Below are 24,151 nucleotides of genomic sequence, written 5' to 3'. Positions count from 1 at the left end.
GGGGGCGCGATTAACTTGCATTTCTTACGACTTATGCTGCGGCACTTGGCTCCCTATAAATGGCTGTGCGTACTATTAATATTTAGCGTTTGTTTTGAAGTCGCTTATGCCGTAGCTTCACCGCTAAGCCTGAAATATTTGGTAGACGATGCTTTTACTCCGAAGGACTTTCAGGCGTTCCTCTTCATAATGGCACTTTTGTTCGGCGGGGGACTCTTAAACATATTTGTCAGCGCCTGCGGCGATTACACCATTGGAAAGCTGAGCGGCGAAGTTATTCGGAAGCTGAGAGGCGAGCTGTTCGTCCATCTCCAGGGGCAGTCGCTCCCATTCTATCAACGGTATAAAGTCGGAGATCTCGTCACTCGTTTCTCGATGGATATGTCCTCCATCGAGAATGTGATTCGCTTTGCGGGTCCGATGCTTCTGAAGGAGTCATTAAGTACTCTGCTTGGACTCAGTATGCTGTTCGCAATCGAATGGAAGCTCACGCTAGCGATGCTGGCCGGTTCTTCGTTGATGTTCATAGGTCCTTGGTTGCTGCAAGGTCGGGCCGAAATCGTGAATCTGAACTACAAAGAAGCCCAGGAGCGATTCTCTAATACGATTGATGAAATGGTCAAGGGGCACAAAACCATTAAAGGCTTGCATCAGCAACTTAGATTTAGAGAACGGGCCGGTAAACAAATCCAAGATTTGTTTTCGTTCGGATTGAAGCTGCACGTCAACAATTCCTTGATGGAGCGATTGCCCTTAACCGCATTGCTCATTCTAAACGGGACGATGATCGGCTTCGGCGGGTATTTGATATTCCATGACCAAATGACCGTCGGTGGGTTTATGGCCTTCTTTACCTTGTTCATGAGCGTAGGCCAGGCAGGCTCCAACTTATCGTTCCTTATTCCCAAACTTATCGAATCGAAAATAAGCTTCCAACGCATCGAAGAGATATTCGATCAGCAGCCGGCCGTTCCCGAATCGTCCGTCCCCATAGAGCTTCCCGAATCCTTAGATGCTATACGGATGGACCGAGTTACCTTCGGTTATACCGAGGGAACTTATCAATTGCATGACGTCAGCCTGCGTATTGAAAATGGCACGTACGCCGCTTTCGTAGGGCCGAGCGGTTCGGGTAAAAGTACGGCGTTGCAGTTGCTTTCCCGATTCTACGATCCCATGCAAGGGACCGTCTTCATAGACGACTATGATCTGCGCGTCGTAAGCGAGGGTTCCTTACGAAAGCTGTCTACGTTGGTTAGTCAGGATACCTTCTTATTTAACGGGACAATTAAGGATAATCTAATGCTGGATAATAGGGCATTAACGGCTGAGGATATCGTAGAAGCGGCCAAGCAGGCGAGAATCCATGACGCGATAGTCGGTTGGCCTGCGGGATATGATACGATGATTCACAATGAAGGCGCATCTTTATCGGGAGGAGAACGGCAGCGCCTATCGATCGCGAGGGCGCTCTTAAGAGATCCGAAGCTGCTTCTGCTCGACGAGGTAACGTCTGCGCTCGATCCGGTTACGGAAGCCGACATTAATCGGTTACTCCAAGAAATTCGTCACAGCAAAACGATAATTTCAGTCACCCATCGGTTAGCGTCGGTCGTCAACGCCGATGTCATCTATGTCTTCCAAGCGGGTCGAATCGTCGAGTCGGGTAAACACGAGGAGTTATTAAGTCGACAAGGACTCTACTGCAGCCTATGGGAGAAACAGAACGGATTTCAGCTATCCCATGACGGAATGTATGCTACGGTCGATGCGGAGAGGCTCGCTAAACTGCCTTTTTTCGAAGAGATTGCCGCTCCGCTGTTGAAAGACGTTGCCGCGCTATTCTCGACAGAAACGTGCCAAGAGGGAGACTTGGTCGTGCAAGAGAATGAAGAAGGAAATAAATTTTACATCATTGTCCGCGGCAAGTTCGAAGTACTGAAGCATTCGCCCGAGGCGGGGGTGAAGCGGGTAGCCGTTCTGCAAGACGGCGATCACTTTGGCGAAATTGCCTTGTTGAAGGGCATTCCCCGAACCGCTACGGTTAAAGCGATGGGGCCTTCCGTGCTATTATCCGTAAGAAGGGAAGCTTTCCATCAATTGACTTCCGAATATCCAACCATTCTTAGAGCCTTGGAACGCTCATTGAAACTGAGAATGTGAGGCTCTTAATGAGTTATCGATGCGTCCATGAGACTTTTCGAATTCGGGAGCATGGAAAGTCCGAAAGGAAGGCATGAGGAGAAATTAAATCAGGTTTACCGACATTTTAAGCTTGTGGCACGTTAACGCGTATAGAGCTACATCCCTACCCGTTAGGATAGGGATGAATGAGTCTACTGGCTATTTCTTTTCCAATGACCGATACTCGTCCTCCAAAATGCTCATGAGAATGGAATCGTGATATCGATGATTATAGAAAAGCGCCTCGCGCTGGATCCCTTCCCGCTTGAAACCCACCTTCTCGTAAACATGAATCGCGCGCTCGTTATAGGAAAATACATTGAGCTCGATCCGGTGTAGATTGAGAATGCCGAAGCCATAATCCAACATTAGCCGCAGCGCTTCCGTACCATAACCTTTTCCTTGCTGATTATCGCTATTTATGGCAATACGAATGTTCGCATTACGGTTTATCCTATCGATATCTTGGAGCGCAATGTCTCCAATCGGCCTATCGTCGTCGCAAGCGACAATCAGCAGTAGCACGGATGAGCTGTCCTGTGCTTTTCCTTCGATATAGCTGACGATTTGTTCTCGGCTAAAGTGCTTTTGAGTACCGGTGAGTTTCCTAGTGTTTCTGTCGAACAGACCGGCGAAGTACCAATCGGTATCGGCCAGCTCGATCGGCCGTAAATAAACTTGTTTTCCTTCTAAAAAACGTACGGGTTCCATTTTCAATTCCGTCTCCTTTAGTAATTGATCTGTATCCTAATCTATCACCAATCTGTATACTTAAAAATATACAAATCGTTATATTTTCAGATGACAGATTGGACGCGAACTTATGATTTATACGCCTGATTTACACGCCTCTTCGAAGCTCCCCGTTTATGTCGCGCTATATGAGGCTATCAAACGGGATATTATAAGCGGAAAGCTAAGTCCGAATGATCGCTTGCCCTCCATCCGAGCGCTTGCCATGAATTTGTCGATCAGCACGACGCCGGTTGAAACCGCATATCAACAGCTAATCTCCGAGGGATTTGTGGAGAGTCGGCCGAGGCGGGGGTTTTATGTGGCACATTTGCCGGATTCATACGGGAAGCTTACTTTACAAGGCCGTCAGTTCGAGGATATCGGCCTGACTACGTCAGGAATGGCTGACCCTGCTTACTCTTACGATTTCCATATGTCCAAAAACGATTTTTCCTGTTTTCCGGTTAGTATCTGGAGACGATTGTTGAATCATACGCTCCGCGAAGAGTACGAGGAGTTGCTGTACTATGGAGATCCGCAAGGAGAAGCCGGTTTGCGTAAAGAATTGGCGGCTTATCTTTATCGTTTTCGCGGAGTGGTCTGCAGTCAGGAGCAAATCGTCATCGGAGCGGAGCAGCACTTGCTCATGAATTACCTCGCGGCAATGATGAGGAATCTCTCGCAGGGTATAGCCGTGGAGAATCCATGTTATCCGCTCATTCCTTCTACGTTTCAAGCGCAAGGGTACGAGTTATTCCACGTAACCGAAGCGGATAAGGGAATATCGATTTCGCGTCTCCAATGCACGCCTGCCCGCATCGTTGCGGTATCCCCCTCCCATCAGTTTCCTGGCGGACGAGTGATGCCGTTTAATGAACGGTTAGAGTTATTGGAGTGGGCGAAGGAAAGCCAAGCTTATATTCTTGAAGACGACTACGGGGGCGAGCTCCGTTACCACGGGCAGCCGGTTCCTGCTCTACAAGGTCTTGATTCGACCGCGAACGTCATTTATATCGGAGGCTTCTCGCAAATCCTTGCGCCGGATTTATGTATCCATTACATGGTTCTGCCGGAGGTATTGTTAGAACCGTTTCACGATACCAGGAGAAGATTAATGTTCGAACTTTCTTCTTCCCGGGTTTATCAGCGCACTCTTCAGCGATTTATGGAGCAGGGCTACTTTGAAAAGCATGTCCGTAAAGTAAGAAATCTGTATCGCAAAAAAAACCGCAAGCTGGCCGAGGCACTGGAAGCTCGATTCCGGGGGATAGGAGAGGTGATCAATGCAGAGGCCGGTCTGCATCTCGTTCTCAAGCTGCACTCTTCAACATCGGAGCAAGAAATGGTCGATGCGGTTAAGCCTTACGGGATCCGAGTTGCTTCTGGTACCCCGTTCTACGCGGGCGGCAACCCACCAAGCGAGCAGAGAAAATTCATAATCGGCTTTGGCGGCATAAAGTCTGAAAGGATAGAGGAGGGCGTTAGTCGGTTGAGGGAGTTATGGAATCCATATTTGTAAGTGAACAAAAAGAAGAACCGGCATAGAGCTCCGGTTCTTCTTTTCTGTATATAAATGATTGCAAGTAAGCAATCATCGTGATATGATTGGAAAACCACTGCCAGAAATTTTTGTTTCAAAACAGAGTTACTGCATCCTATCTATATTACTATCATAACATGCGGATTCATGGTTGTCAAACGTTAGGTAGCTTCTTTATACATGATCGAAGAGGAGAGTGTCGCAAAGATGATAAACGCGAAGGATTGGCAGCAGGAACAAGAGCGATTAGACCTGGTTACGGAACAATTGCGATCGACAATCGCCGGACTAGAGCCGGAGGTGGCCGGGCTGCGCGATCAGGCGACGGACATTCGCAAACGGTTCTGGGAGGAAGTTACGGTCAATACGAGCACGCACGAAGATTTCGAAGAAACCTTCTATAGCATAAAGCAGCAAGAAGCGATTTTGTCCGAACGGGAGCGAAGCCACAAATTACGGATGCAGCGATGGAAAAACATGAAGCGGCTGCTGCCTTCCCCGTACTTCGGGCGCTTCGACTTTCAAGAAGACGGCTTGAGCTTGAGCGAGCAAATTTACATCGGCGTATCGTCCTTCGTCGGCGAAGACGGCCTGAGCTTCCTAGTGTATGACTGGCGTACGCCGATAGCAAGTCTGTACTACGATTATTCCCCGGGAGAGGCCGCTTATGAAACGCCGGGCGGACAAATCGCGGGTACGATGAAGCTGAAGCGGCAATACCAGATCCGAGACGGTCAGCTCCGGAATGTGTTCGATACGAGCATAACGATCGGCGACGAATTGCTTCAGCAGGTGCTTGGCAAGGGCGCGGATGCGCAGATGAAGAGCATCGTGGCGACTATCCAGAAGGAGCAAAACGCCATCATCCGCAACGACAAGAGCCGCATGCTCATTGTGCAGGGCGCGGCCGGAAGCGGAAAGACGTCCGCGGCTCTTCAGCGCGTAGCGTACTTGTTGTACAAACACCGCGATAGGCTCAGGGCGGATCAGATCGTTCTATTTTCCCCTAATCCGATGTTTAACAGTTATGTATCGACGGTCCTTCCCGAGCTCGGCGAGGAGAACATGCAGCAGACGACCTTTCAGGAATACCTTGCGTATTGGCTAGGATCCGCGTTTCGTCTAGAAGACCCGTTCGAGCAGATCGAATATGTGCTGACGGCGGGATCGACGCAAGATTATGAAGCGCGACTGAGCGGAATTCAATATAAGGCGTCGGAAGCTTATCTGTTAGCTCTCCAAAGCTATGCGTCGTGGCTGGGGAAGGAAGGCATGCTATTCCGCGCGATCCGTTTCCGAGATCGCGAGTTAATTACGGCGGAGCAAATGAAGTCGCAATTTTACGGCTATGACAGTAACGTCCGCTTGGCTAACCGCGTCATTCTGCTGCGGGAATGGCTGCTTCAAGAGCTGACCTCGCTGGAGCGTAAGGAACGGGAGGCGCTTTGGGTTCAAGACGAACTCGATTACCTCGATAACGAGCAATATGCGGAAGCTTACGGCGAGCTGCTCAAGAAGGTTCAACGGGAAGACGCAGTCTTCGATTTTACTTCGGAATACGTGGAAGCTTATGGAGATTTTCGCGGGAAGGAGCAGGGCGAAGAGAATGTCTTCGACTTTGCCGGCCAGGAAGAAGAGTTGCTGCGCCGTATGATCGTGAAGGAGAGCTTCAAGCCGCTGAGGAAGGACGTGAAGCGATTCGAGTTCATAGATACGATCGGGCTGTACGATCAATTGTTCGATGAGGATGCGACTTTTCGTCAAATGCCGAACGAATCCGAGGTGCCGGAACGTTGGTCGGAAATCTGTAAGCAAACGAAAGAAAAGCTGGGTAAACTCGAATTATTCTATGAGGATGCGACCCCGTTCCTGTACCTGAAGGAACTCATCGAAGGCATTCGGACGAACACGGAGGTGCGGCATCTCTTCGTCGACGAAGGCCAGGATTATTCGCCGTTCCAATACGCGTTTCTCAAACGGCTGTTTCCTCGAGCCCGCATGACGGTGCTCGGAGATTTCGGCCAAGCGATCTTCCCCCAAGCAACGAATTTGCACGAGGCGGATTCGCCTTTGATCCGGCTATACGGAGAAGACGAAACGAACCTGATTCGCCTCGTCCGAAGTTACCGTTCGACTCGCGAGATTGTGGAGTTTACGAGGTCGCTGCTGCCGGGCGAACATATTGTGCCCTTCGATAGGGGCGGAAGGAAGCCGTACCTCTCGAAGGTTGGCAGCGGCGAAGAGCGGACGGCGCGAATAATCAAGGATCTTGCGGCGCTGGAAGCCGAAGGTTTCGACTCCATCGCCATCATTACGAAAACCGCAGCCGAAAGCCGCGAGGCTTATGAAGCATTAACGTCGCAAGGGTGCGAGGGACTGCGGCTCATTACGAAAGAAACGATTACCTTCGAGAAGGGGGCGGCGGTGATGCCTGCCTATCTCGCCAAGGGCGTCGAGTTCGACGCCGTGCTGATCTACGATGCTTCTTCTCAAGCCTACAACCGGGAAAGCGAACGCAAGCTCTTCTACACCGCATGCACGCGAGCGATGCATCGTCTTCTGCTGTATGCGACAGGAGAATGGACGCCTTATATCCGGGCGTTGGATACAACTTTGTTTGAAGTAGAGCAATAAAGGGATAGGATAGGGACGGCAACTTGAGGTTGCGGGGTAATGCAACCAAAGCTATCTTTACTTTTCAAGGCGGGTATAACCATAATCGGGTATAGAACGCAGGAAGGTGATTGCTGAAAATGATATTCGGAGAGAAGTTAAAAAACGAGCGAAAGAACAAAGGATGGTCCCAAGAAGAATTGGCTGAAAAGCTTTTCGTAAGCCGACAATCCGTCTCGAAATGGGAGAACGGCCAGAACTATCCGAGCATCGAGATCATTATTAAAGTGAGCGATCTCTTCGGCGTAACCATTGATGAATTATTAAGGAGCGATGAGGAGCTGACCAAGAAGGTGATAAGCGATGGCAAGAAGTTGGCCTATCCGAGATTAAAAGGATTTTTCGATGTTTTGTTTTTAGCCGGTGTTATTCTGCTAGCGGTAAAACTGGGAATCCTCCTTCTGAACAAAATAACTCCTCTGGACATTACATTGATCGGTGGAAAGTTTTTATGGAATTTTGGACCGTTGATTTTAATGGTCGGCGCAGGAATCGGTTCCGGTATCCTTAAAGAAAAGTATAAACAGGACTAATGGATGACCGCTATATAGGATGAACAAGGAGGCTTATACGGTTAAAGGAAGGTCTCCTTAGCATTTTGGCTGTTTGTCTTTATTTATTAAGAAGAATCGTTACAGAGCTCGGCGTTTTAGCTTTCGCAGAAAATCCGCTTGGTCTATGAACAATATCCGATCTTGCTTATCGAACCTCCGAAGCGTTGCTTCGGGGGTTTTTGACGATTCCAGAAAGTATTATCCTTTTTCGTTGTTCCGGTGAAGCGTTAACGACTGGATTGTTCGGCCTTTTTGGAGCGGGGGGAGCTTATCAGATTCTGTATAGATTTGGGTGGTAGACTGACAATAAACTGCGGAATAATGCCGTTTTTTGTCTATTTTTGGGCTATTGAAGGCGAAAAAGCGAAGGAGAGGATGAAGTGATAATAGTAAGAAAGGGCTGTGTGAGATTTAGTGCGGTACCGATGCATCAGCTTTATCTACAAAATTTACAAAATAATTTTCAAGCATAGATTGGAGTTGTTTAGAGCGTGAGAGGAAAAAGAATCTTGTACAAGTCGGTGTTGTCCTTTTGCTTGGCGATTTTGCTGGCTTTGCAGACTGTGACGTTTACTGCTTCGGCGAATCAGCCGGAAGAGCCCGAATTTACGGCTCCCGAGTCGTCGGTAACCGAATCGGTGTATGGTGACCCGGAGGGTGCTCTTATCATGCCGTTGGCGGCGGTGCCAGCGGATAAAACTGCGGTGTTCTTAGGGGCTAATCCAACCTTTCCGCTGGAAGTGAAGCAAAATAACGCAGTTGTTGCCCCGAATGGCACCATCCAGGGCCGACAGCCATTTACACTTAAGTCGGAAGGCCTCAAGGTGCCGGTAAATGGCGATGATTCTAATCCGACTAATGCCAATCCCAACCTGTACATTCAACAGGGTGACTGGATCGAACTGAAGAGAATAGAACTCTTCCATGATGTGGTATTACCGACGGATACTAAGACTTTAATGGCACAGACGGAAACGGGCTCGAAAAAACTTGGCTCGGTTTATTTTACTCCGAACAGCATTAAGATTGTATTTGACGGAGATGAAGGTTTTTTCAATGGTGTTGGAAGAGCGGTTACGTTCGGCTTTGAAACCACCGCTAATTCGGACCTGACAGGATTAAATTACGGCGAGTCAAAGCCGATCACGATTTTCGGGGGAGTTTACCAGCTCAAAAACCCTGACGTCACGGCGGCGTACGGCATCACATTGACCTCGCCGGGAATGGTCAAGTGGGATCAGTATAGTTATCGCGGAATTCAAGCCGCACAACTTGTCGAGGGAGCGATTACTTGGCAGTCAACCGTATCTGCTTTCGATGAGTTTGATAGAACGATCAAGCTGCCGCTCGACGGGAAGAAGTTTTTTACGGACCCTGCATCTTATAATACGGGTTTTGGTAATGTCCGCGGCATTTATGTGCCTAATTCCTTCAAGGTCAACGAGATAGCGGTAGAACCGGATATCGACGCCAACGGTAAGCTCAGCTATATTTTCCCGGCGAATACCGGCGTAGATCCGAAGGTTGAGTTTAAGACGTGGATTCCGAAGGAAGCTTACTATTACGAGCATCGGAATCCTCCGAGCAATCTTGGTCGCAGCTATCGGGACATGCTTGGCAAAGTGGAACTGAGACATGACAGCGATAAGCTGGCGGAGGCAGGCCAGGAGATTTCTTTTGCCCCGGATTGGATTCAGGCCTCCGCCTCGTACGACCATCCGAACGAAACCATTACATGGACAGTCGTCGTGAATCAATATAACAAACAAGGTTTGAATAACTTTGCCATTACTAATGTACTGCCTTCAGGGCTGGAGTTTATTTCGGCCACATGGCAGACATGGACGAACAACGTGCCATCTGCAGTACAAGAGATTACTCCGGATGGAAACAGCGTTTACTCCTTCGGGGATATTGACGGTAAAGTTCAGCTGATCATTAAGTCCAAGGTGAAAAGCGGCTCGAACTTCAGAATCGACCCTCGTGCCAACTGGAAGTTGGATACTCCCGGCGGCTTACAGAACAACGATGTAATAACCGGTACAAGACCGAACGCGGTGACCGACGAGGCAATCGTCGCCATCGGCGCGCACGCTTTTACAAAGGGCGGCTCCGTTTCGATGGAAGATTTCAGCCTCGGCGGAGTCACGTGGACAGTCAGCCTGACGCCGCAATATGCTTTGCCAAATGCGGTGGTATACGACGTGCTGGTGCATGGCGGAAATCTGAACGTCCTGAAAAACGCCGTGGACGCAACCGGCGAGGTGAGCGCGGAAACGATTGCGAAAATCAAAGCCGGAGTAAGTAACGCGCAGCTTTGGAAGCAGTATCATAAAGGTACCCTCAAAAGCGCGAACGCCTTGACCTTGAAGGCTATTCCTTTGACAGTGAACGGTGAAGTGGTGGCGGATTTGATCCAAGCGACCGGATACACCACCGACAAGGCCGCATCCTTCAGCTTCCGTGCACTGGAGACCAACACGGACATCCTCTTCAGACAGGATATCAATGTAGAGAAAGCGCGCGAGAATCGGGCGTTGCTCTTTGACGGCGAAAAAGTAATACCGGCAGAAAACAGCGTCAATCTTCACTTGCGTATGCTGAACAAGGATATGCTCTTTGCATCGAAGCCGTTGAAGGCAGATGGTACGCTTGAAGACTTTAAAACAAATAACATTAACGACTATATTAGAAACGATAGCAATGAAGCATGGACGATTTCTGCCTATGACCGGACGACCAAGACGGTGACCTTCCGCCTGTCGGTGAATATGCCGGGATACAACACGGAAGAAATGGCTAAGGACGGCGGTAGCCGAGTCATCACGAATGTGAAGCTCGTGGATACTCTGCCGGCGGATTGGGAGTTCGTTCCGTTTTCCGATGGGAAGGCTTTTGAACTCTGGAAAGGCTCTTCGAGCAATGGTCCGGGCACGGAATACGGGATTAGAAACGATGCTATATCACTTATTGAGCCCGGTACTAATGCCCATGTAGTCAGCTTCTCTCCTAACGGAAACATAGGTACTTTCACCTTTTCTAAGCTGGAAAGTCCTTACGTCATTCTGGTGAAGGCAAGGCCTTCCAATTCGGCATTGGAGAAGTACTTAGAGGAATACACGACAAACGGAACAACGAAGCAAGTCATGTATAACAAAGCAGACCTTCATATGACATGGGGCGGAGTGGAGAAGACCGTCACCGAACAGCGCAAGGTTATCGTGCCTGTTCAGGCGCTGGGCAAGTCGGTAACAAAGCCGTTTAAGGGCGTGCTGGAATGGACGGTGAATTATTATCCGCCTTATAACATGGAGAATGGCGTTTATTTGCAAGACACTATTGGGGCGGGTATGAACCTGCGCAAGGATGGTAGCGGCAAGCTCGTGCTGACGGCGCCAAGCATGGCGGTCTACCGTGCTAAGCTGACCGCGAGCGGCGCTCTGGAAAGGGACGGCGCAGCGCTGAACCTCAGCGATCCTAATAGTGAGGTTCAGGCGGAAGCCGAACCGGGCGACGGCGGTACGACAGTTCTGAAATTCACTTTGACCGATCCGAATAAGTTCTATCAGTTCGTATACCAGACCGAGGTTGACCCTTCCAAAGCGAGAGCTGGCGACAAGATGGGCAACGAGGTCAAGCTGATGGGCGACGACAAGCTGAAATCGGTCAGCGCCAGAAGCGAGAGCACGCTGGATAGCGCGGACGTAGCAGGTGCGTCCAGCTCCAATGCTTTGCTGCCGCTGAAAAAAGTGGACCCTTACGGCAATTCTCTTCAAGGCGTGGAATATACGCTTTACAAGAAGGACAGCGGTGCGCAAGCGGCCAAAGGAACCACGGATGCAGGCGGCAAACTCAATCTGCTTTTCCCAGACCCGGGTTATTACGAATTGAAGGAGACCGCCATTGATCCGGATACGCGGTTACCGATCACCCATGTATACCAGGTGTATGTAGGGAATACGCCGGGTAAGCCGATCTGGGTGGACGGCGTCAAGGTAGATTCGAATAATCCGCTCGTTGTCCCTACGCCTGCCACGGGCAAGCTGACGATCAGCAATCTGGTGACTGGCAACGGCGGGGACAAGAACAAAGACTTTACGTACAGGATCGTCTTTGACGGGGTGGGCAAGGATGGCAGTTATAAAACCACGCTGCCTGACGGTACGATCGGTTCGATCAAGTCCGGCGATACCTTCGTTCTAAAGGACGGCCAAACGCTGGTAATTCCGAAGCTGATTGAAGGCCTGACCTATACGGTGACCCAGGATGGCTATGCCGGCGACAACTATGTCACCGCACCGAACGTTTATTTGTACGAAGGAATCGTAGAAAAGGATGGAAACCACAAGGCGGACTTCGTCAATGATCGGACCGTCAACAAACTGACGATCGGCAACACGGTCATGGGCAACGGCGGCGATAAGAACAAGGAGTTCGAGTACACCGTCGTCTTCGATGAGGTAGGCAAGGATGGTAGCTACGCGTATACGAAGTCGGACGGCACGACGAATACGCCGGGTACGATCAAGTCCGGCGGTACCTTTAAGCTCAAGCATGGAGAGACGCTGGAAATCGCGGGTCTGCCTAAGGATCTGAAATACACGGTGACTCAGAACAACTACGAAGATGAGGAGTACGTGACCACTCCTAAGGAACTTAACTATTCCGGAGTCATGACAGGCAAGGATGAGGTTGCTCGGTTCACGAACGTGCGAGTCGTGAAGGGCGGCCTGCTCATCGGCAACACGGTTAAAGGCAAGGACGACGACAAGAATAAGCTGTTCAAGTACACGATTACCTTCACGGGCGAGGGAGCGACCGAATTCTACAGCTACGAGAAGTCGGACGGAAGCATAAGCACGATCGCAAGCGGAGACACCTTCGAACTTACGGATGGTCAGACGTTCCTCGTGCAAGGACTTCCGACGTATCTCCAATATAAAGTGACCCAGAACGATTACACGGAAGACGGCTATGTGACCGATCCCGTAAGCCTCGTTCGTACAGGCACTATTCCGGAGAAAACAGTGGCCGAAGCCCGCTTTGTCAATACCCGCCCGTATCTGGAAGGCGTGCTGCGCGACAACAACACGGGAGAAGTCATTCGGAATGCATCTATCACGGTAACCGACGTGAAGACAGGCGAGAAACAGACGATCCAGACGGACGAGAACGGTGAATATTCGGTCCCTGCCAAGGCGGATACCGACTATACGATCACGTATACGAAGGTCTATCAGGTAGGCGGGCAGGACGTCCCTATCGAGTTCACGCAAAAAGCAAACGTGGACGGCGGCGTGACGGACGAGACCGTTCCGGCGGACATTACGGCGGTAGGGATCGTTATGTTCAAGCAGTCGGATAGAACAATAGCGTTATTCGACAATTCGTTTACTAGCCATATGTATATTTATTTGAAGGATGAAAACGGAAATTACATTCAAGAGAACGGCCATCCCAAGGCATTTCCGATGGGGCCGAACGGTACCTTCTCCGTGGAAGGGCTGAGCGAGCAGAAGTATACCATGGAAGTTCGCTATAAAGCCGATACCGGCGAGGAACTGCTCTTCAAAGTGACTCAACTGGACGTGAAGGCAAACGGAGAGCTGAACATTTCCGAGGAATTGGTCGACCCATACGGTACCGTTTACGATGCAATCAAGGGGATAACCACGGGGCAAATCGAGGGAGCCAAAGTTACGCTGTATTATGCGGATACGCCACGGAATAGAGCCAACGGGCGCATTCCGGGTACGAAAGTAACGCTTCCTCCGGTTCCGAATTTTCCGCCGCACGACAACATGAGCCCGGAGCAGGATAGCGACGCCAATGGCTTCTATGCGTACATGGTATTCCCGGAAACGGATTACTATTTAATTGTAACGATGCCCGGGTATGACACGTACACGAGTCCAATGATCTCTGTCGATTTCGATATCGTCAGACATGACGTTCCAATGCAACCGAGTAGCCGCGGCGGCAACCCACCTGTTGACAACCTGCCTGGAGGCAACCCACCTGACGGTGAAGACAACGAAACCGACGGCGGCAACCAGCCTGGCGGCGACAACAACGGAACCGACAACGGCAACCAGCCTGGCGGCGATAACAATGGAACCGACAACGGCAACCCACCTGGCGGTGGCGACAACGGAACCGACAACGGCAATCCGCCTGACGGCAACAACGGAAACGGTGACGGTGACGGTATTGATGCCCGACCGCCTGAAGATGACGATCTGGACGATGTTCCGAAGACGGGAGACAGCGGCGCATCTTCGACCTTCTACATGGCGCTGGCTCTGATGGCCTTGATCGGACTAAGAATCGCTATGCCATTCAGAAAGAAGAAGATCAACTAATGCGGGGAGGCGATAAGAGATGACAAAAACAAAAAAAATTCTTATCGCCTTTTCCGTCCTTCTGCTGGTCTTTGCTGTGGCAGGCCTTGCACGGAATCTCATACGGGATTATCAAGACCAGAAGCAGATCGAAGAGCTGGCACTGCAGTTGGAGGAGATAAGATTGGATGCGGGCGGGGATGCGCGGACACCCCCGCTTTCTATCAAGCAGGCGAATAAGCCGGCGATACTTCCCGAGTTTCAAGAGCTTTACGAGCGAAACACGGACATGATCGGTTGGCTGACCATCGATAACACCCGAATCGACTTTCCGGTCATGCAGAATCCGCAGGACGGGGAGTACTATCTCAATCATGACTTCGATAAGAAGAAAAACAAAAACGGACTTCCCTTTTTGGACGCGCAGAACCGAATAGACGATTCGGATATTTTGTTGCTTCACGGCCATAACATGAAAAGCGGCCTGATGTTTGCGGATCTGCTGAATTACAAACAAGAAAGCTACTATAAAGAGCATTCTTCGATCCGGTTGGACACCCTTTACGAGAAGGCGGAATACGAGATTGTGGCCGTTATTCTCTCGGAGGTATTTCGCAAATCGGACGACGTATTTAAGTATTATCAGGTTGAGAAAGTAGGTTCGCCCGCCGAGTTCGATTCCTATGTTCAAAACATTAGAAAACTCGCCCTTTATGATACGGGTGTAACCGCCGAGTACGGTGACCGGCTTATCGTACTGTCTACGTGCGAATACTCTACCGAGAACGGTCGGTTAGCTGTAGTCGCCCGCAAACGTTAATAACCACCTGATTGATTACTCGTATCCAGTGTACCGCTAACAACCATTGCCGACTTTCATAGTCGTCGATGGTTGTTTTTCTCTATGTCCGACCCATTGCGGCAATGTACGCCCGTAAACTTCACAAAGCGGGTGCGTTTGCGATGCATTCCGGGCTCGCTAAGGCTTTACGGATTTTTCTCACCATCGTCCATGCCGTTTCATAGTTGATTTCCAACTCGTTCGCGATCGCTGCCGTAGTTACGTCGTTATCCTGACCGACGATATAAATCGCCGCGAACCAAACGGTGATATCGGTTCTCGTCTTCTCGAAAATGGTGCCGACGGTGAGCGATGTCTGGTTTCCGCAATTTTTGCATTCATAGAACGGGTGGTTGCGAGTCTTTAGAGTATAGCAATCGTCGTGTTGGCATCTGGAACACCGATAACCTTCGGGCCACTTCGTTTTGTAAAGATAGTCGAAGCAAGACTCTTCCGTAAGGAAATGCTTTTGATATTGCGCGAGGGTAATAGCAGGTTGAGTAGCCAAATCTCTCATCTCCCGAACGTACGTTTGGCTAGATTATATCAAACGAATGTTCGATTTTCTAGCGTCCAATCCCGATTATCCGTCCTGAGCTAAGCCGATATACAATTTTTCCTATTTCCATATAATGAGTGGATATAGGATCGAGCTGACTTATTGGGACTAACAATGGGGCTACGACTTCGAGGAGGGGGAAAGAGGATGGATACGGCAATTGCGGGAAGAGGAGCTCCAACTACGGATTTAAGAGAGGTAAAGAAAGGGCCAATCGTTGCCGCATTGATTATTGGCGCGTTTGTCTCCCTCTTGAACGAAACGTTGTTGAATATCGCTTATCCGGAGCTGATGAAGCAATTCGCGGTAACGGCTTCGACCGTTCAATGGTTGTCTACCGGTTATATGCTTGTCATCGGCATTCTCGTTCCGGTAACGGCATTGCTTCAGCAATGGTTTACGACGAGGCAAATGTTTTTGTCCGCTATGACGATCTTTCTGTCGGGGACGATGGTTTGCGCGTTGGCTCCTTGGTTCGGCATGCTTTTAACCGGAAGGATCATTCAGGCACTGGGTACGGGGCTCATGTTACCGGTATTGATGACTACGATTCTCGTGATTTTCCCGCCGGAAAAAAGGGGAGGAGCGATGGGGCTGATCGGTCTTGTTATCATGTTCGCTCCGGCCATCGGACCGACGCTATCGGGCTTGATTATCGACTCGTTGTCGTGGCGGTGGCTATTTTATTTAGTCCTTCCGCTCGGGGCGTTTTCTATTGTTTTTGCGGGCATCTATCTGAAAAACGTATCCGAATTGAAGAAACCCAGAGTCGATATTGCGTCTATTCTGCTTTCATGCATCGGCTTCGGAGGAGTCGTGTACGGGTTCAGCAAAGCGGGGATAAGCTCTTGGTCGGAACCGGAGGTGTACGGGACGATCTTCGCGGGGAGCGTAGCGCTTATATTGTTCATTTGGCGTCAATTGGTCGTCAAGGAGCCCATACTTGAGCTTCGGGTTTTCAAATACCCTCTGTTCTCGCTCGCCATGGTGCTCATTTTCCTGCTAATGATGATGATATTCGCCGCTATGATCATCCTTCCGTTATATTTTCAGACCGTATTGCTCATGACGGCTTTCGGCTCGGGGTTAGCTTTGATGCCTGGCGGTATCCTCAACGGCATTATGGCGCCGATTTCGGGCAAGCTGTTCGATAAATTCGGTCCGAGGGTTCTGGTTATTCCGGGTCTGGTTCTGGTTGCTTTGTCTACCGGGCTGTTCATTGGAGTGGGAAGCGATACGAGCGCTGGGGTTGTCATTGTCCTTCATATTGTTTTGCTAACGGGATTCTCGATGGCAATGATGCCAGCGCAAACGACGGGGCTTAATCAACTGCCTCGTCATCTATACCCGCACGGAACGGCAATCCTTAATACGCTGCAGCAAGTGGCCGGCGCAATGGGTACCGCTTTGTTCATCAGTATTATGTCTTCCGGAACGAAATCTTATAAGAATGCGTCCGAGGACCCGAATTCTCAGGCCGAAGCGGTGAACGGATTTGTCGCAGGCATGCAAGACGCCTTTATTACCGGCTTCGTTCTTTCTTTAGTCGCCTTGGCAATCGGTTTCTTTATCAAGCGGGCGAAGGCGAAAGAGGAATGACATAATGAGGCGACAATGCCGAGAGTAACTTATTATATCGAGAATGGTTCTATGAAGGCGCATGCATACGCATGCGCCTTCACTAAGTTATTGGCTTCTATTTGCTCATTTCGGATCTTTGAGTTGGTCGTATCTAAATGTGAAAGGAGCCAGCAGGGAAAGCTGCTTCGCTAGGAACAGCGGCGTATAAGGCATATCATTGCGAAGCCAACAGATAATCGTGCCGATGAAGGCGGAGGAGCCGTACCAGATTGCAATATCCCTCTGAACGCTCACCCCCGAAACGGATAAGGGATTTTCTCGATTCTCTGTTCTGCTGGAGATAAAATCGGCCATCAGCTTACGAAGGCGTTCGTTAAAGACGGGGATGCGTTTGGAAGCGAGCAGCACCTTGTAAAATTTTGAATTTTCCGCGATGTGCTCCAGCATTTGGACGAACATGGACCAATCAACGTCCGACGTACGAGAAGGATTCGGAACAGCACTATAGATAGCTTGAATTTCGCTAACCATGTCATCCGCCATCTTCTCCAGCATATCCGGAATATCCTGATAATGCAGATAGAAAGTGACGCGGTTTATCGTAGCTCGCTCCGTAATGCGATTCACCGTTATTTTTTCAAGGTCAGTCTCCTCGAGCAAGTCGATAAAAGCATCCCGAATCAATTGGCGCGTACGAAGGATACGTGGATCCGTGCGCTTGGAAGCTGTTGGCATGTCCTCTCAATTCCTTTCCCATTAATTACTGTGCGACAACGTGGCCCTAATCTGTCGTTTATTCTCCGCTTAGACTCCAGATTTCGCTCGGATGTAAACTAATAAACGTTTTTCAGATTACTGTTGTTTGTGAAATCGAGCTTAAATGAAATATAATCTTAAACATCGAGTTTATTATACTACAAAGTGTTAATTAGTTCAGCTTAAAAATTGAAAGGATTGAGCATCATGAGTAATCACTCGGCTTTTGACAGTAGCTCCATTAAGAAAGGTCCCCTGTTGTTCGTCATGATTCTGGGAGCGTTCATCGCCGTTCTGAATCAGACCATTATGAGCGTGGCAATGCCGGAACTAATGGTCGACTTTGACATTGCGGCGTCTACGGCTCAATGGCTGACAACCGGCTACATGTTGGTCAACGGAGTTCTTATTCCGATCACCGCGTTTCTCATGCAACGTTTTACGACCCGCGAGCTTTTCCAGACTTCCATGATTATTTTTCTCCTTGGAACGATTGTTTCGGCAGTCGCGCCTAACTTCGACATTTTGCTGACGGGCCGCTTGATTCAAGCTGCTGGAGCCGGTATTATCATGCCGTTGCTGATGAACGTCGTCTTGACCATTTTCCCTCCCGACAAACGCGGTGCCGCTATGGGAATGGTCGGTTTCGCCATTATTTTCGCCCCGGCTATCGGGCCTACGCTTGCCGGATATATTATGGAGCATTATTCCTGGCGTACGATGTTCTACGGAATGATTCCATTTGTCGTTATTGTTATAGCCGTCGCGTTTATTTATTTGAAAAACGCGTCCGAACGAAGCTATCCTAAAATTGATATTGTGGGCGTTATCCTCTCGACGATCGGATTCGGCGCCGTTCTTTACGGCTTCAGCAGCGCGGGAAGCAAAGGTTGGTCTAGCACGGAAGTGATCGTGTCTATTGTGGCTGGCGTTGTCGCCCTGATCTTGTTCACGTGGAGACAACTGGTTTCCAAGAGCCCTCTTCTCGATCTCAGAGCGTTTAAATACAGCATGTTCTCCCTGACGACCGTTATTAATATTGTGGTTACGATGGTCATGTATGCGGATATGATGCTGCTTCCGCTGTATTTGCAAAGCGCACGCGGATATACGGCCATGGAGTCCGGACTGCTGATGCTCCCCGGGGCGCTTCTGATGGGGATCATGATGCCGATAACCGGGAAGCTATTCGACCGGTTCGGAGCGAAATGGTTGTCTATTATCGGTATGGCGATTACGATCTTGACCACGATCGGATTCGTTAATCTGACCGATTCCACCAGCTATACGTATTTGGTTCTGATGTCCACGGGCCGACGCTTCGGTATGGCGATGTTCTTGATGCCGATCACGACGGCCGGTCTGAACCAATTGCCGGCAAGACTGAACGCGCATGGTACGGCCATCTCCAACACCATCAAACAGGTGGCCGGCGGGATAGGTACCGCTTTGCTCGTCACGGTGATGACGACCAGCACGAAGGGCCATCTTCAGGATACGATCGCCGCGGGCGGCACGGGGACTAAGGAGCATATGTTGATGGAGGCGACTATCCAGGGGATCAATGATGCGTACCTGGTTATCATCGGAATCGGATTAGTCGGTTTGCTGCTTTCCTTCTTCATTAAACGTACGGGGAATGCGGAGGAAGCCGAAACCGGGAAAGCTCCGAATCCTTCTAGAGTTAGGGAAGCGTAAGAAGCGGATATTGAAGAGTTAAACGAGCAAGGGGGATTCTCTAAATAGAGGATCCCCCTTGCGTTATGCATAGCTTTTGTTCAAGTTGCGAACTTAAGCGGTCATTCCGCCATCGATGACAATTTCCGCGCCGGTGATAAAGCTGGATTCTTCGGAACTTGGGACAAGATCCGATTCAATTAGGATGGGCTCGTTCCGAGACGAATAAAGGCTCGCAAGCGTCCAAAATGTTTATTCAACGGTTCCTGCATCATTTTCATATCAATAGATTGAAATAATAGAATCTTTAGTGCGGAAGGGGCCGTACCGTCGTCGGTACAGCCCCTTTCGCGTTATTCTTCGTTAGCCGAATCGTTTTGTTCGAAGGCATCGGCGGCTTCTTCCGCGGAAAACTCCGTGTCGTCCTCTCCCGGAACGGGCAGTTTGTTCAGAGGAGTCGTCTGTACTTCGGCTTTCGATTGCTGATCTTGATTATTGTTGTTCATAGGGATTCCCTCCGTCATATAAGTTTGCACAAGGGTTAGGATGTCTCGAATGGAAAATTTTATACAACGGAAGAAAACGCGATGTTGACCTTTATTCCATATTATGGAACTATGTAATTAGATTGGAGATGCTGTTAAATCGTATTGCAGTCATTTGAGAGGATGGTTGTGTAATGCGTAATAGAGGGGCGTTCTATTTCTTCGTTTGTTTGATTGTTTTGGCGGTTGCGGCGATCTTCTACTCGCAGGGGAGCGGGAAAGAAGCCAAGAATGAGCAAACGGATGTACAGCCGGCTACGGTTTCTTCAGTCCCGGTACAAGCGAAGACGGACGACCTTAGATTTCTAGAGTCGCAATTTACGGTTAAAGCGCATGAAGATCTCATCTATGGGACGAAAGAGAATTTCCGGATGGAGCAAGAGAATCTTGCGCTTGATCTTTACGAGCCTGAGAACGATGCCTTGCCGATGCGCCCGGTCGTTGTTTTCTTTCATGGCGGAGGTTTCAGCGCGGGCGACAAAAGGGATGCGGCGAAAATATCGAACGAATGGGCCAGTCGAGGGTATGTGGTTCTATCCGCGAACTATCGTCTCCGCGATGAGCCTTTCCAGGATTTCGGCGGAACGTTGAACGACGCGATGGATGATGTGAAGAGTGTGTTGGATTGGATCAAAGAGTACCAAAGCGAGTATCGTATGGATCATAACCGGATAGCTATCGGAGGCGATTCTGCAGGGGGATCGTTGGCGATAAACTTTGCCAACGAGTTTCTAAGGGATGGCAATCGGAACCAGTACGGCATCTTTGCCATTATCGATATCTATGGCCCGATGTTCGAGAATGTTAAGAATGCTAAGTTTCCGCCAATGATTCTGATTCACGGTACGAAAGATAACACGGTTCCTTATCAATCGAGCGAGAGGTTATCCGGTATTTTACGGGATCAAGGGGTGTATTACGACTTTCTGACGATGGAAGGCGTAGGCCATAACTATACGAATTCGAAATACTGGGATTCGATAGTCGCTTCAACTTCTCACTTCATGCGCAATACGATGGATAGGTCCGATAAAACGTATTTAACGGAGACTTCAGGATTGCGCGCATCGGCAGGAGATTCCGTGGTGGTTCGGCTTAAACGGCAGCCAACCCAAACGGATGTTAAGGGTCAAATCAATATGCAGCTTCCGGAGGGTTGGAAACTTGCGAGCGACTCTGCATTCGAACCTAAGTCGGATATTGAGCTGAGCGTTAAGGTGCCGGACAATGCGGTTTCGGGAATTTACCCTATCGTAATGACGCCGAAGTCGGAACAGGAAACGTCCAAGATGACTTCCATTTCAGCCTACGTGAAGGTTGTAGATCCGCTGAGTATCACTTTCAATACCTACTATGACGTTAATTCGAAGCAAATTCATACCCAAGCCGTGGTTCTAAACTCATCCCTATCCGATCAAACCGGGCAACTTCATATCAAGCGCCAGTCGGCGGATGGTGTCCAAGACGATCAATTTGCCATTGATTCGTTGACTTCCGGACAGACGCAAACGATAGAATTGCCTTTTTATATGGAAGATCGTCCTACCGTAAGTTTTGCCAAACCAAATGGGGATTTTGCCTTAGAAACCACGGATTCAAAAAACGTGCTTCTCTCCTTGCCGCAGAAAAGAGAAATTCAAATCGACGGTTCGCTGGAGGAGTGGAAGGATCAAACTACGTTTGCATTGAACCAAGAGGAGCAGGTACAAATTCCGGACTGGAACGGAGTCGAAGATCTAGGGGGAACCGGATATATTTCTTGGGACGAGAATAACGTGTACATCGGTTTGGAAATGACGGACGACAAACACGTGCAACAGAATACGGGAGGAGACATTTGGCAAGGAGACAGCATGCAGTTTGCATTCAGCATGATCGATTCGGACGGCAAGGCAACGGGTACCAACGAAATCGGGGTCGCCCTCCATCAGGACGGATCGATGGCGAATTGGCGATGGGCTGCGCCGCAAGGAATTGATATGGGCGAGGTTATTTTGCTGGATCAAGCGATTTCGCGGTCGGGCAACAAAACCGTCTATGAAGTTGCCGTCCCATGGGTGGAGCTCGGCATTTTCGAAGTGTCTACCGGTATGCATCTGAAGTTCTCTCTGCTCTGCAATGACAATGACGACGGAATAAGGCGAGGATGGATAGAGTATAATGGCGGGATCGGTTACAAGGATGAGGAAGCGTTCGGGGACCTCTTCTTGATAAGCAATCCTTGAACGTTCTAGGGAAATCCGCAGCGGCGAAGGGACGAACCGATTTGATTGTTTACCGAATAAACGAAGTCTGCTAATCTATACCTGTCGTTCGTTCGAGCATCCAAGATAGGGAGGTTAAGATTTCGATGACTAATAAAGCAAAGAAAGTAGTCGTAACCGGCGGTAGCGGGATGTTGGGCCGCTGGGTCGTCAAGCATTTGGTCGAACATGGGTATGAGGTGCTAAACGTCGATACGCGCCAACCGGAGGAGCCGTTGTGCCCTACGCTTATCGTGGATCTTGAAGATTTGGGTCAAACTTACGGCGCGCTGGCGGGTGCGGATGCCGTCGTACACATGGCTGCGATTCCGAGAGCGGGTATGGTGCCGCCGGAAGTGACTTTCCGCAACAACGTAATGTCAACTTATCATGTTTTGGAAGCGGCTTCGGGACTCGGGATCAAGAAAGCGGTTATCGCCTCCAGCGAATCCTCGTACGGGATTTGCTTCGCTGTCCATCCGTTCGGTCCGCAATACGTCCCGATGGATGAAGCGCATCCGCAACTGCCGCAGGACAGCTACGGTTTGTCCAAGGTCGTGGGCGAGTTGACCGCGGATATGTTCTACCGCAGATCAGGCATTCAAATCGTGTCGCTGCGTCTAGGCAACGTGATTCCGCCGGAGTGGTACGAACGATTCCCGTCGTGGATCAATAACCCGGAGGAGCGCGAACGGATTCTGTGGAGCTACATCGATACTCGCGACGCGGCCGAAGCGTGCCGTCTTGCGATTGAAGCGGAAGGACTCGGCTCCGTTGCGCTGAATCTCGGATCGAACGAGACCAGCATGGCCGTTCCAAGCCGCGAGCTGATGGCCGCGCGGTATCCGGAAGTGACCGATTTCCGCGCACCGCTCGAGGGGCATGAAGCGTTGCTCAATAGCGAGAAAGCAATGAAGCTGCTCGGCTGGGAACCGAAATACAAGTGGCGCGAGCAGCTCGGTAATTAATCGAAGCGAAGAAGGTGTACCTTCTTGAGTTATATTCTGCTCCTGCTAGCGACGTTGGCATGGAGCTTTGTCGGGGTACTTGTCAAAACCGCGTCGACGATGGTGGACAGCTCCATCATTTCGTTCGCTCGTTTCTTTTTCGGCGTCATCTGTCTGGTCATCTATTTGTTTATCCGCGATGGTAAAGTTCAGATCCGTTTGGGGATGAAATGGATATGGATAGGCGCGATCGGGAAAGCGGCTAACTATGTGGCGGAGAACATAGCGTTAAAAATCGGATACTCCTACGGCAACATTCTCGTTCAACCTGTTCAGACCGTCGTTCTTATGCTTGCGGCTGGCCTGTTGTTTAAGGAGAAAATATCGACCCGCGGTTGGATGGCCGCCGCATTCTGCGTTGCCGGAGTTATCGTTGTCGGTTGGAACGGTACGCCGCTTAACGAGCTTGCGCAAGGCGGCGGCCTGACGACGCTGTTGTTCACGCTTGCGGGTATCGGCGCTGCCGTACACGTATTAAGCCAGCGGATGCTCCTTAAGACGATGGACAACGGCAACATGAACTTATCCGTCTTCTTAATGAGTACATTAATCGTCGTCGTTCCGATTCCGATCCAATCTCATGGATTTATCGGCCCGATAACGGTGTGGGCGTGGGGGGCTCTGGTGCTGCTTGGCGTCATTACGGGCCTTAGCTTTTTCTGGTTCGCGGAAGCGATCAAGCGGGTGCCCTTAGCGGTCGTGGCGATTGTCGGCAACTGTACCGTCCTTTTTACGATATTATGGTCTTATTTGTTTTTCCGAGACCCTATCACTATCTACATTATCGGCGGTACGTTAATCTTCGTGGCAGGGATCTTAATGTTGAACTTTCCGATGCCGCGGCGAAACGTCAAGAAGCCTTCCGCGTACGTGCATTCCAAGTAGCGGTTGAAGCGGCCTTCGTCCTGAATTCCA

Annotated in this window: 15 protein-coding genes; 11 read left to right on the top strand and 4 right to left on the bottom strand. The window is 49.9% G+C overall.

Going from position 1 to position 24,151, the window contains the following annotated elements; translation table 11 throughout:
* The first annotated feature begins 15 nt into the window (after positions 1-15).
* Positions 16-2,163: an ABC transporter transmembrane domain-containing protein gene (locus HH215_RS22135; protein ID WP_169281874.1), complete on the top strand. Its 2,148-nt coding sequence runs from the start codon at positions 16-18 to the stop codon at positions 2,161-2,163.
* Positions 2,164-2,343: 180 nt separating this feature from the next.
* Here the strand turns inward: HH215_RS22135 and HH215_RS22130 are convergent, their stop codons facing one another.
* Entirely contained in the window at positions 2,344-2,895 is a 552-nt protein-coding gene (locus HH215_RS22130) for a GNAT family N-acetyltransferase (RefSeq protein WP_169281873.1), read from the bottom strand.
* A 112-nt stretch (positions 2,896-3,007) separates the two neighbouring features.
* Here HH215_RS22130 and pdxR point away from each other — a divergent pair, with 112 nt between their 5' ends.
* The 5 genes from pdxR to HH215_RS22105 all read left to right on the top strand — a co-directional run bounded on the left by pdxR (position 3,008) and on the right by HH215_RS22105 (position 14,847).
* Entirely contained in the window at positions 3,008-4,438 is a 1,431-nt protein-coding gene (gene pdxR, locus HH215_RS22125) for a MocR-like pyridoxine biosynthesis transcription factor PdxR (RefSeq protein ID WP_169281872.1), read from the top strand.
* Positions 4,439-4,666: 228 nt separating this feature from the next.
* Positions 4,667-7,093 carry an RNA polymerase recycling motor HelD gene (gene helD, locus HH215_RS22120; RefSeq protein WP_169281871.1) on the top strand — a complete coding sequence of 809 codons (2,427 nt, stop codon included), beginning with the start codon at positions 4,667-4,669 and terminating at the stop codon, positions 7,091-7,093.
* A 119-nt stretch (positions 7,094-7,212) separates the two neighbouring features.
* Entirely contained in the window at positions 7,213-7,665 is a 453-nt protein-coding gene (locus tag HH215_RS22115) for a helix-turn-helix domain-containing protein (RefSeq protein ID WP_169284523.1), read from the top strand.
* 512 nt (positions 7,666-8,177) lie between these two features.
* Entirely contained in the window at positions 8,178-14,048 is a 5,871-nt protein-coding gene (locus tag HH215_RS22110) for a DUF7601 domain-containing protein (RefSeq protein ID WP_169281870.1), read from the top strand.
* Between the two features lie 19 nt (positions 14,049-14,067).
* Positions 14,068-14,847 (top strand): class B sortase, encoded by a 780-nt coding sequence (locus HH215_RS22105; RefSeq protein WP_169281869.1) that lies wholly within the window; start codon positions 14,068-14,070, stop codon positions 14,845-14,847.
* 121 nt (positions 14,848-14,968) lie between these two features.
* On the opposite strand, the gene HH215_RS22100 is transcribed toward HH215_RS22105, so the two are convergent.
* Positions 14,969-15,376 (bottom strand): transposase, encoded by a 408-nt coding sequence (locus tag HH215_RS22100; RefSeq protein WP_169281868.1) that lies wholly within the window; start codon positions 15,374-15,376, stop codon positions 14,969-14,971.
* A 198-nt stretch (positions 15,377-15,574) separates the two neighbouring features.
* Here HH215_RS22100 and HH215_RS22095 point away from each other — a divergent pair, with 198 nt between their 5' ends.
* Positions 15,575-17,026: a DHA2 family efflux MFS transporter permease subunit gene (locus HH215_RS22095; RefSeq protein WP_169281867.1), complete on the top strand. Its 1,452-nt coding sequence runs from the start codon at positions 15,575-15,577 to the stop codon at positions 17,024-17,026.
* Positions 17,027-17,131: 105 nt separating this feature from the next.
* On the opposite strand, the gene HH215_RS22090 is transcribed toward HH215_RS22095, so the two are convergent.
* The gene (locus HH215_RS22090) at positions 17,132-17,743 is read right to left on the bottom strand and encodes a TetR/AcrR family transcriptional regulator (protein WP_169281866.1); all 612 of its coding nucleotides are present in this window, start codon (positions 17,741-17,743) and stop codon (positions 17,132-17,134) included.
* Between the two features lie 228 nt (positions 17,744-17,971).
* Here HH215_RS22090 and HH215_RS22085 point away from each other — a divergent pair, with 228 nt between their 5' ends.
* Positions 17,972-19,462, top strand: coding sequence for a DHA2 family efflux MFS transporter permease subunit (locus HH215_RS22085; protein ID WP_169281865.1), 1,491 nt, complete (start codon positions 17,972-17,974; stop codon positions 19,460-19,462).
* Between the two features lie 332 nt (positions 19,463-19,794).
* Here HH215_RS22085 and HH215_RS22080 read toward each other — a convergent pair whose 3' ends face one another.
* Entirely contained in the window at positions 19,795-19,947 is a 153-nt protein-coding gene (locus HH215_RS22080; protein WP_169281864.1) for a hypothetical protein, read from the bottom strand.
* A gap of 173 nt (positions 19,948-20,120) precedes the next feature.
* On the opposite strand from HH215_RS22080, the gene HH215_RS22075 reads away from it, so the two are divergent.
* From HH215_RS22075 to HH215_RS22065, 3 genes are all read left to right on the top strand, one after another.
* Positions 20,121-22,211, top strand: coding sequence for an alpha/beta hydrolase fold domain-containing protein (locus HH215_RS22075; protein ID WP_169281863.1), 2,091 nt, complete (start codon positions 20,121-20,123; stop codon positions 22,209-22,211).
* 125 nt (positions 22,212-22,336) lie between these two features.
* Positions 22,337-23,197 (top strand): NAD-dependent epimerase/dehydratase family protein, encoded by an 861-nt coding sequence (locus HH215_RS22070; protein WP_169281862.1) that lies wholly within the window; start codon positions 22,337-22,339, stop codon positions 23,195-23,197.
* Between the two features lie 24 nt (positions 23,198-23,221).
* Positions 23,222-24,121, top strand: a complete 900-nt coding sequence (locus HH215_RS22065; RefSeq protein WP_169281861.1) for a DMT family transporter — start codon at positions 23,222-23,224, stop codon at positions 24,119-24,121.
* Positions 24,122-24,151: the final 30 nt, after the last annotated feature.

This window comes from Cohnella herbarum, from assembly GCF_012849095.1.
Classification (GTDB): domain Bacteria; phylum Bacillota; class Bacilli; order Paenibacillales; family Paenibacillaceae; genus Cohnella; species Cohnella herbarum.
The sequence above is the reverse complement of the archived record's forward strand: the minus strand, read 5'-3'. Positions and strand labels throughout refer to the sequence as shown.

Coding starts and splice junctions, on each gene's coding strand:
- HH215_RS22085 (WP_169281865.1), top strand. CDS start 17,972: ATGAGTAATCACTCGGCTTTTGACAGTAGCTCCATTAAGAAAGGTCCC.
- HH215_RS22075 (WP_169281863.1), top strand. CDS start 20,121: ATGCGTAATAGAGGGGCGTTCTATTTCTTCGTTTGTTTGATTGTTTTG.
- HH215_RS22095 (WP_169281867.1), top strand. CDS start 15,575: ATGGATACGGCAATTGCGGGAAGAGGAGCTCCAACTACGGATTTAAGA.
- HH215_RS22115 (WP_169284523.1), top strand. CDS start 7,213: ATGATATTCGGAGAGAAGTTAAAAAACGAGCGAAAGAACAAAGGATGG.
- HH215_RS22105 (WP_169281869.1), top strand. CDS start 14,068: ATGACAAAAACAAAAAAAATTCTTATCGCCTTTTCCGTCCTTCTGCTG.
- helD (WP_169281871.1), top strand. CDS start 4,667: ATGATAAACGCGAAGGATTGGCAGCAGGAACAAGAGCGATTAGACCTG.
- HH215_RS22080 (WP_169281864.1), bottom strand. CDS start 19,947: ATGAACAACAATAATCAAGATCAGCAATCGAAAGCCGAAGTACAGACG.
- pdxR (WP_169281872.1), top strand. CDS start 3,008: ATGATTTATACGCCTGATTTACACGCCTCTTCGAAGCTCCCCGTTTAT.
- HH215_RS22090 (WP_169281866.1), bottom strand. CDS start 17,743: ATGCCAACAGCTTCCAAGCGCACGGATCCACGTATCCTTCGTACGCGC.
- HH215_RS22070 (WP_169281862.1), top strand. CDS start 22,337: ATGACTAATAAAGCAAAGAAAGTAGTCGTAACCGGCGGTAGCGGGATG.
- HH215_RS22130 (WP_169281873.1), bottom strand. CDS start 2,895: ATGGAACCCGTACGTTTTTTAGAAGGAAAACAAGTTTATTTACGGCCG.